3 protein-coding genes are annotated in these 3,548 nt (G+C 37.3%); 1 reads left to right on the top strand and 2 read right to left on the bottom strand.

Translation table 11 applies throughout. From position 1 onward, the window contains the following. Positions 1-580: 580 nt before the first annotated feature. Positions 581-1,084: a hypothetical protein gene (locus tag A4R26_RS04715; RefSeq protein WP_081161377.1), complete on the bottom strand. Its 504-nt coding sequence runs from the start codon at positions 1,082-1,084 to the stop codon at positions 581-583. 411 nt (positions 1,085-1,495) lie between these two features. Beyond that, positions 1,496-2,098, bottom strand: a complete 603-nt coding sequence (locus tag A4R26_RS04705) for an ATP-binding protein (protein WP_081161368.1) — start codon at positions 2,096-2,098, stop codon at positions 1,496-1,498. Between the two features lie 233 nt (positions 2,099-2,331). On the opposite strand from A4R26_RS04705, the gene A4R26_RS04700 reads away from it, so the two are divergent. Beyond that, a partial coding sequence (locus A4R26_RS04700) for a recombinase family protein (RefSeq protein WP_081161364.1) occupies positions 2,332-3,548 on the top strand: 1,217 nt, incomplete at its 3' end.

Genomic DNA, 3,548 nt, shown 5'->3' with positions numbered 1-3,548 from the left:
TTCTATCGCAGCACTCTTCTCCTTTTTATCGTTTATAGGTCAAATAAAAACTGCCTAGAATCAATCATGATTTGCCCTGTTCAATCTAAGGCAAATGTACTAATCAGGAAAACAATATCGAACACCATTTCATTTTCTGAAAAATTAAAATCGTAATGCAAAATAACACCTGTACATTGTACCAAGACTTCTCTCAGTTGAAGTGTCCACTGTAAATTCAGGGTCAGCGAATTTTCGATCGGCTCAAGTCCATAAAAAGGCCCGGCCCCTCGTCGGCAAAGCGATTTGGTGCGTCAACTCAAACTGGTGCACTTTTTCGATTGGTCTTGTCGGGTTGAGCTTATACTGGTGTTTATTGGATCCAATAAACTACAGCCTTTATCAAACGCCCCGGGTTGTTTTATTTTGTTTTTAATCCTTACTAATTGTTCGTCCATGTTATAAGGTAGTTATTAATGCGGTAACGGAACGATTGTTCGTGAAGTAGTGGCATTAACATTTCTCCGGTTTCACTTTTAATACGAAGTTGGATAATGAGTTGATGAACATGCTGTCAAGCCGCTATTTCATGAACACAATGTTATAGGCCGTTTATTTCAGCGTCCTTACTACCGTATCCAATAAATTTCTTTGCTACGCCTAAACTTGCCAACCCTTTAGCAAGGTCATTTACTGTGTCATCTGTCCACCCGTCGTGGTCAGGAATAATTGAAGCGACTTCTTTGTCTTTTAGATAAAGTCGGCAAATATTGACTACCCTGTGGCGCAAGCCAGGCTTGCCTATTTTATAAGTGAATTGTAAATCCCTTACCGGATAACTTTTAATCCTTTTACTTTTCAAAAGGTTTGTTTCTGTTAAGATGGCTTCTCCTTTGTTAATGTCAATCGAGGTAAGCCTAAAGGTCGACGCAGAATAGAAGAGCAAAACGACTGTTAGAAGAAGGGCGAACGGCCAAACCATAATGAATTCTGGTTTAGTTATAATACCTAACAGAAATAGGGAAGGAAGTATTATTAACCAGTAAGGTATCTCCGTTTTAAGTTCTATTCTGAAAGATTTAGCTATAGTGTCTGGTTGTGTCATTAAATGGCCTATAACAGTAAAAATTATTCTTGAACGATAAATGCTGCAAAAACACATCAACATTTCCGGGAACGGGTGCAATAATATGGTTTATTTTATGCCCATACAAATACCAACGTACCGTCAGGGCGCGAATAACGCTTACTCTTTGGCCGAAATCCGCTAAAATGCTTTTCGCCTCAACCAGTTCCATTTGCTCCGAATTTTTCTCATGTTCGAGCTGGAAAAAATATTCAATAAATTCCAGTTCATTTAAATAAGGATCGAATTCCCTGCATGTACTTTTCTGTTTATGGGTAAGCTCCTGCTGATCAATAACTTGCTGAAGGGAAACACGCAGTTCTTCTTCGAGCGTACTATTTTCTAACCGATAAAAAATCAAGTCTTGAATACTTTTTCCAAATGCTTCTGTTAGGACAAGTAATCCCCTTTTAAGCGCTTCTTGTTAACAATCCAGTAAGATGCAAATTTTTCTTCGTATTCTTTCCGGTTTTCCCACAAGACTGCGTGGTCTATATTCTTCGGTTCTGTATTACTGATTGTAATTTGAAACCCACTTTGCCAGGTTTTGCTTTTAGGCAGTTGTTTGATATCTGAAATTTCTGTTTTGGAAAGCTGATTGCGGTCAATAGTGGCGGTGAATTTTGAAAACGTTTCACCGTTCTTATAAATGCTTTGAAACTCGACTATATCTCCCAAGGCAAGGCTTTTATATCTTCCTTTGCCTTCTTTACCATGATAAGGTCGACCTCCGGGACTTTTAGTCCTTACCTTTTTTTCTGAACCACCCAGTCTTGAAAAAACATCTTTCGCTTTTTCGTAGGTCAATCCGTGCCCATTATCGCTTACCCTAATATATTCATAACCTCCTAGTGAAGTGCTTTTGTATTCGATCTCAATCTGGGTCGCGTCCGCGTCCAATGAGTTCCATATTAATTCCGAAAGTGCATTAACCCCGCTGGCTTTTGTATGAGACTCAATATGATCTCTTTCAACTCCTATATCTAGCTGCATAACATAATTATTGTTTGCTTCTTTTAAAGATACTAATAAACCAATGTTTTTAGCTTAACATATACACTTGATCGTAATCAATATTATATAAACCTTAACCAGTCATTACTATTATAAAATATAGACTTACAAAACCTTTGTTTATACGGCAAAAGAAATAGAGGCGCCAATATGTAACATTAAAGACAACTTACAATCATATAGCCGAAATTAGTAATGAAAAAATCATTACAATGAAGTTAGCCTATTTATACTGTCGGGTAAGCACCGATGAACAAAAAAGAAAAGGTAATTCTCTTGAAGAACAAGAAGATCGCCTTATAAAACACTGCGAAATAAATGGCATTCAAATTAAGGGAATTTTCCGTGAAGATTATTCTGCAAAGGACTTTAACCGTCCCGAATGGAAAAAGCTCATTAAAAAAATCCGGAATAATAAACATAGGCCGAATGAAAATATCTTATTCATAAAATGGGATCGCTTTAGTAGGAACATTGAATACGCTTACCAAATGATAAGAATGTTAAGAGGTTTGAATGTTCAGCCTATGGCGATAGATCAACCGATCGATTTGGAGGTGCCTGAAAGTATCGTTATGCTTGCTGTTTATTTATCGATACCTGAGGCTGAGAACAGCAGGCGTGGATTAACAACCTCAGATGGTATTCGGAGGGCAAAAAAAATGGGGCGATGGCCAGGAAAAGCACCTATAGGTTACGCAAACCGAACAGATACCGATGGTAAAAAATACATTATCCCCAAACAACCAGAAGCTGATCTTATAAAATGGTCGTTTGAGCAATTAGCAAAAGGAATATTTACGATCGCCCAGGTTCGAAGAATGGCTTGTGTGAAGGGATTACAATGTGGCAAGAATAACTTTTGGAGGCTTGTACACAATCCCATATACTGTGGAATCATTTGGATCCCGGAAAATAGGAATGAAGAAAGGTATTTTGTAAGGGCCATTCATGACTCTTTGATCTCAGAAAGTTTATTCCAGCAGGTTCAGCTTATAATAAATAAAGACTGCAACAAAAGAACGAAGAAAGATGAATTAAAATCAATATTTCCCCTAAGAACATTTATAAACTGTCCCTGGTGTGGTCGCAAATTGACAGGTAGTGTATCAAAAGGGAGGCACGGTGGAAAATATCCTTACTATCATTGTACAACATACAAGTGCAAGGGTAGATTCAGGGCCGATATGTTGAATAACAGTTATGAAGAAAAATTAAAGAAACTATACCTACGATCTGAAGTAAATGAACTCTTTGATCTTGTACTGGAGGATGAAAACATTTTTACTCGTCGAAGAGAATATACAGATGAGCGTAAGAAAATAGAGAATGACATATCAAAGCAAGAGCTTCTTATTTCAAAGGCAAGAAAGTATTTTCTGGATGAAAAGATTGATTTTGACGACTTCAGTAAATTAAAAAAGGAAAA

Source organism: Niastella populi, from assembly GCF_002078015.1.
GTDB lineage: Bacteria > Bacteroidota > Bacteroidia > Chitinophagales > Chitinophagaceae > Niastella > Niastella populi.
This window is presented reverse-complemented; position numbering and strand designations above follow the sequence as displayed.